Annotated in this window: 7 protein-coding genes; 4 read left to right on the top strand and 3 right to left on the bottom strand. The window is 70.0% G+C overall.

The window, feature by feature from the left end:
- Nucleotides 1-78: 78 nt before the first annotated feature.
- Both SCI24_RS20800 and nagZ read right to left on the bottom strand, forming a co-directional pair.
- Entirely contained in the window at nt 79-657 is a 579-nt protein-coding gene (locus SCI24_RS20800; RefSeq protein WP_318727187.1) for a hypoxanthine-guanine phosphoribosyltransferase, read from the bottom strand.
- Nucleotides 658-700: 43 nt separating this feature from the next.
- Nucleotides 701-1714, bottom strand: a complete 1014-nt coding sequence (gene nagZ, locus SCI24_RS20805) for a beta-N-acetylhexosaminidase (protein ID WP_318727188.1) — start codon at nt 1712-1714, stop codon at nt 701-703.
- Nucleotides 1715-1861: 147 nt separating this feature from the next.
- On the opposite strand from nagZ, the gene SCI24_RS20810 reads away from it, so the two are divergent.
- From SCI24_RS20810 to SCI24_RS20825, 4 genes are read left to right on the top strand one after another with little or no spacing between them, the layout of a single operon-like run.
- Nucleotides 1862-2713, top strand: a complete 852-nt coding sequence (locus SCI24_RS20810; protein WP_318727189.1) for an A24 family peptidase — start codon at nt 1862-1864, stop codon at nt 2711-2713.
- A gap of 42 nt (nt 2714-2755) precedes the next feature.
- Entirely contained in the window at nt 2756-3370 is a 615-nt protein-coding gene (gene coaE / locus SCI24_RS20815; RefSeq protein ID WP_318727193.1) for a dephospho-CoA kinase, read from the top strand.
- Between the two features lie 42 nt (nt 3371-3412).
- Complete coding sequence (gene yacG / locus SCI24_RS20820) at nt 3413-3646, top strand: DNA gyrase inhibitor YacG (RefSeq protein WP_318727190.1); 234 nt, start codon at nt 3413-3415, stop codon at nt 3644-3646.
- Nucleotides 3643-4518, top strand: a complete 876-nt coding sequence (locus SCI24_RS20825) for a DNA replication terminus site-binding protein (protein ID WP_318727191.1) — start codon at nt 3643-3645, stop codon at nt 4516-4518. The genes yacG and SCI24_RS20825 overlap by 4 nt, the downstream gene beginning before the upstream one ends.
- 52 nt (nt 4519-4570) lie before the next feature.
- Here the strand turns inward: SCI24_RS20825 and SCI24_RS20830 are convergent, their stop codons facing one another.
- Nucleotides 4571-4858, bottom strand: a complete 288-nt coding sequence (locus SCI24_RS20830) for a hypothetical protein (RefSeq protein WP_318727192.1) — start codon at nt 4856-4858, stop codon at nt 4571-4573.
- Nucleotides 4859-5024: the final 166 nt, after the last annotated feature.

The following is a 5024-nucleotide window of genomic DNA, read 5'->3' on the forward strand; positions in this document are numbered from 1 at the left end:
TGGCGGCTTGGCGGCTTGGCGGCTTGGCGGCTTGGCGGCTTGGCGGCTTGGCGGCTTGGCGGCTTGGCGGCTTGGCGCTCAGAGTCCCTTGGGCGCGTAGATACCCGGGGCATTGCGCCAGTAGCCCTTGTAATCCATGCCGAAGCCGAAGACATAGCGGTCGGCGACTTCCAGGCTGCAGTAGTCGGCCCTGAGGCCGGGGACCGCCTTGCGGTCGTGCTGCTTGTCGACCAGCACCGCGGTAGAGATGCTCGCCGCCCCCGCCTGCCGGCAGTAGTCGAGGATCGCGGCCAGGGTGGCGCCCTCGTCGAGGATGTCGTCGACGATCACCACGTGCCGACCAGACATGGGCACCTCCGGGGAGACCCGCCAGAACAGCTCGCCCCCCCGCAGGCCACCCCGGTAGCGGGTGGCGTGGAGGTAGTCGACCTCCAGGGGGAAGCCCAGCCGGGTCAGCAGGTGACCGGTGGTGATCAGGCCGCCGTTCATCACGCAGTAGAAGACCGGCAGGCGGTCACCCAGGTCACGGGTGATCTCGTCGGCCATGCGGTCCAGCGCACGCTCGACCTCGGGCTGCGAGATCAGGCAGTCGGCATTGTCCATGACATCGCGCATGTCGGTCAGGGACAGCAGGGAATCGGCATCGAGTCGGGACATCGTCGGTCGGCTCTTGATGGGAATCGGAGGAAAGAAGGTCGGTTCAGTCGGCGGCCATCGCCTCGAGCCGCGCATGGACGCGGCGCCAGCGCGACAGGGCCCCCAGCGCCTTGAGGTCGGGACGCGCCCTGGCGTAGCGCAGCCGCGTGGCGCGACGCGCCTGGCGACCCTGGCACGCGTCCAGCACCTCCCGGGCCGCGCTGCGGTCGTTGCAGACCAGCAGCATGTCGCACCCCGCGGCCAGCGCCAGCCGGGCCCGCTCCGCGGGCGTACCGGAGGCGGCCGCACCGGCCATGCTCAGGTCGTCGGAGAAGATCACGCCCTTGAAACCCAGGCTCTGGCGCAGCATGCCCAGCCAGGCCGGGGAGAAGCCCGCCGGACGCGGGTCGAAGTCGGAATAGACGACATGCGCGGGCATCACCGCATCGAGCCGGGGCGCCAGTTCGGCAAAGGGCAGGAGGTCGTGGCGGCGCAGCGCCTCCAGGGGGCGCTCATCCACCGGCAGCTCATGATGGGAGTCGGCCGCCACGCCACCGTGGCCAGGAAAGTGCTTGCCCACGGCCACCATGCCCGCCTCGTGCAGGCCATCCAGGAAGGCGCGCCCGAGGCGGGCCACCGCCCGGGGATCCGCCGAGAAGCTGCGATCGCCGATCACGCTGGAGCTGCCCCCGTCCACGTCCAGCACCGGGGCGAAGGAGAGGTCGAGGCCGCAGGCTGCCATCTCCATGCCCAGCAGCCAGCCGGCATCCTGGCAGAGGCGCACCGTCACCTCGGGCTGGTGGGCGAAGTCGCGACCCAGGCGGCCCATGGCCGGCAGGCGGGTGACGCCCTCGCGAAGCCGCTGGACCCGCCCCCCTTCCTGGTCGACCGCCAGCAGCAGGTCAGGACGCACGCGACGGACCTCGTCGCACAGGGTGCGGACCTGGTCGGCCGAGGCGATATTGCGGGCGAACAGGATCACGCCCCCGACCTCGGGACGCACCAGCAGCGCCTGCTCCTCGGGCGTCAGGCTCTGGCCCTCCAGATCCAGCATCACCGGTCCGAGCATCTGGGTCATGGTCGTGCCCCTGGAAGATGAAAGGGAGCCGATTCTAGACCAAAGCCGCAGCGCAGGACAGCCCGCGAGGGACACGGGAGTATCCGGGCAATCGACGCCATCCCCCGATACAATGGCCACCGGATCCGACTGGACAGGAGTCACCCCTTGCTCGCCGACCTCCCCCCCTTCCTGCTCTGGCCACTGGCGGTCGTCCTGGGCCTGTGCCTGGGCAGCTTCCTCAACGTGGTGATCACCCGGCTACCGGTGATGTTGATGCGCGGCTGGCGCGCCGAAGCCCGTGAGGCCCTGGAGCTGGCGCCGGAAGAGGCGCCGCCCTTCAACCTGGTGACCCCCCGCTCGCTGTGCCCGCGCTGCGAGGCCCCCATCGCCTGGCACGACAACATCCCGCTGCTGGGCTGGTTCAAGCGCCGCGGGCGCTGTGCCAGCTGCCATACACGCATCAGCCCCCAGTATCCCCTGGTGGAGCTCGCCGGGGGCGTGCTGGCCGTGGCCGTGCTGGCGCTCTTCGGGCCGACCCTGGAGGCGCTGTTCATCCTCGGCGCCTGCCTCGCCCTGCTGGCCATGGCGGTGATCGACCTGCGCACCCAGCTGCTCCCGGACCTGCTCACCCTGCCCCTGCTGTGGGCCGGGCTGCTCTACCAGCTGCTCTTCCAGCCGTTGCTGTTGCCCTCGGCCGTCATCGGTGCCATGGCCGGCTACCTGGTGCTTTGGAGCTTCTACTGGCTGTTCAAGCTGGTCACCGGCAAGGAGGGCATGGGCTACGGCGACTTCAAGCTGCTGGCCGCCCTGGGCGCCTGGCTGGGCTGGCAATACCTTCCGCTGGTGCTGATCCTCTCCGCCGGTGCGGGGGCGGTGGTGGGCATCCTCATCCAGCTGGCCATCCCCCGGCTGCGCGGTGCCCCCCTGCCCTTCGGGCCCTGGCTGGTGATGGCCGGCTGGATCGCCCTGCTGGCCGGCGAGCCGCTGATGGCGCTCTATACCGGGCTTCTGTATTGAGGTCACCATGAGGCGAACCCTTCACCAACGAGGGAGGCAATGATGATCATCGGCGTGACGGGCGGCATCGCATCGGGCAAGTCGACGGTGGCGCGGGCCTTCGCCGCGCGGGGCATCCCCTGGGTGGATGCCGACGAGGTGGCGCGGGAGGTCGTGGCCCCGGGGGAGCCGGCACTCGCCGAGATCGTCGAGCACTTCGGGCGCGAGGTCCTCGCGCCCGACGGCAGCCTGATCAGGCGGGCGTTGCGCGAGATCGTCTTCGCCGATGGCGAGGCGCGGCGGCAGCTGGAACGGATCACCCACCCGCGGATACGCCAGCGCCTGGAGGCCCACCTCGAGCGGCTCCAGGCCCAGGGCGCCCCCTATGTGCTGCTGGTCTCCCCGCTGCTGTTCGAGTCGGGCCAGGACGCGATGGTCGACCGCTGCCTGGTCATCGATGTCCCCGAGGCGACGCAGATTGCGCGCACGGCGGCACGCGACGGCGTAGACAAGGCCCAGGCCCGGGCCATCGTCGCGGCCCAGATGTCACGGACGGAGCGCCTGGCGCGCGCCGACGACGTAATCGACAACTCCGCCGACGAGGCGGGCCTGGCCGCGCAGGTGGCGGAGCTCGACGGCAAGTACCGGGCTACCATCGGTTTGCCTCCCGGGCGCTGATTCGTCATCCTTTCCCGACCTCCCTGCCGAAGACGACACCGCATGAGTACGCAAGACACCACGCGCCCCCTGGAAGTCGCCTGCCCGCAGTGCCGCAAGAAGGTACTGTGGAGCGAGGCCAACCCTTACCGCCCCTTCTGCAGCAAGCGCTGCCGGCTGCTCGACCTGGGCGCCTGGGCCGACGAGTCCCATCGCATCGCCGGCGAGCCCGCCATGGACGAGACCGACCTCGACGCCCTGCTGGCGCGCGCGGACCGGGACGGCGAGCCGTCGTGAGCGGCGACGGGCAACGCCCGGAATACCGCCTGCTGGCGGAGCTTGAGGCCCTCTTCGATCGCCTGGTCGAGGAGACCGACGCCCTGGTGGCGACCTGGCAGGCCTCGGGCGCCCCGGCCTGGTCCTTCGATCACGACTCGGCCGACGCCGCCTGGCTGCGCCACGCCCTGCTCGACGTCTGGTACCAGGATGGCCAGGACGGCCGCGCCACCCGCAGCCATGTAGGCCTGGTGGCGGCCGACGAGGCGGTGATGGAGGCGGTCGCCCGGGTGAATGCCACCAAGAAGGCCTTCGCCGCGCTGCTGGCGGAGATCCGCCGCGAGGTACCGGCGCTGATCCCGGAGATCAAGGCAGTGCTGCCCTTCCGGCACCCGGCCCTGCACGACCACCTGCGCGGCACGGGGCTTGCCAGGCTTCACCTCAAGCAGTGCTGGCGGGCGATCCCTTTTGCCGAGGCACCGGTGGCTCGCGTGCGCCTGGCCTGGTATGCCAGCGGTCGTTCGATCAAGCGGCTGACGGCGCGCGAGGCCGAGCAGAAGCTGCTGGCCCTGGACAGCGAGGCGCCCCACGTGCGCATCCAGCTGCGACAGCTGGCCGGCATCCCCGATGGCGAGCCGCTGGCTCAGGTACAGCGCCAGGCCCCGCTGATGCGCGCCAACCTCTTCTACCGCGAACCGCTGGAGGATGGCCGCAACCGGCGCGCCATGAACATCGCCCTGCCGCTGTTCGTGCCCAGCCCCGACGGCCGCCTGCCCGACCATAACCGGCCACCCGCTCACCCGCCGGCCACCCGCACCCGAGCCCGGCGACGCGACGAGCGGCTGGAGGACAACGCCTTCCTGCCGAGCCTGCGCGTCTATCGCTACCGCTGACGGACGCCGCAGTTGGTGGAGAAAGGCGGGCAGGATACCCCGACGTGGCGGCTCAGGCGATCCGCCCGAGGGACCTGAGGGTCTGCAGCAGGTGACTGACGCTCTCGGCCGGCTGGGCGTACTCGGCCATCAGCGCCTTGAGGCGCTGTTCGAAGGCCCGCTGGAGGGCCTGCTCGTCCTGCGGCTCGGTCCCGGCGTCCTGCTCCACGCGCTCGAGTGAACGGACCGGCGGACCGGTGGGAATATCAAGTTCGCTGTCGGGACTCTCGAGTTCGCGCAGTGCATCGGCGAAGGCATCGTCGAGTTCGCGGAACCTGCGCAACTTCTCTCGTTCGTCCATGGGCTGTCGAGGATTATGTGATTTCATTCGATTCCAATGGTGTCGAGGCGAAGGCCGTGGCGTGAAGAGGGATGAACGGGCCATCGCCGGTAAGTGCCTAATCTAAAGTTTTCGTGCATAATGTGTGTAGGATACCTGACACGGACGGAACCATGGCAAGGCGCTT

Origin of the sequence: Halomonas sp. (genome assembly GCF_033549285.1) — a bacterium.
Classification (GTDB): domain Bacteria; phylum Pseudomonadota; class Gammaproteobacteria; order Pseudomonadales; family Halomonadaceae; genus Halomonas.

What these genes read in the sequence shown, in the direction of transcription:
- yacG (WP_318727190.1), top strand. Translation starts at nt 3,413, where the DNA reads ATGAGTACGCAAGACACCACGCGCCCCCTGGAAGTCGCCTGCCCGCAG.
- coaE (WP_318727193.1), top strand. Translation starts at nt 2,756, where the DNA reads ATGATCATCGGCGTGACGGGCGGCATCGCATCGGGCAAGTCGACGGTG.
- SCI24_RS20830 (WP_318727192.1), bottom strand. Translation starts at nt 4,858, where the DNA reads ATGGACGAACGAGAGAAGTTGCGCAGGTTCCGCGAACTCGACGATGCC.
- nagZ (WP_318727188.1), bottom strand. Translation starts at nt 1,714, where the DNA reads ATGACCCAGATGCTCGGACCGGTGATGCTGGATCTGGAGGGCCAGAGC.
- SCI24_RS20800 (WP_318727187.1), bottom strand. Translation starts at nt 657, where the DNA reads ATGTCCCGACTCGATGCCGATTCCCTGCTGTCCCTGACCGACATGCGC.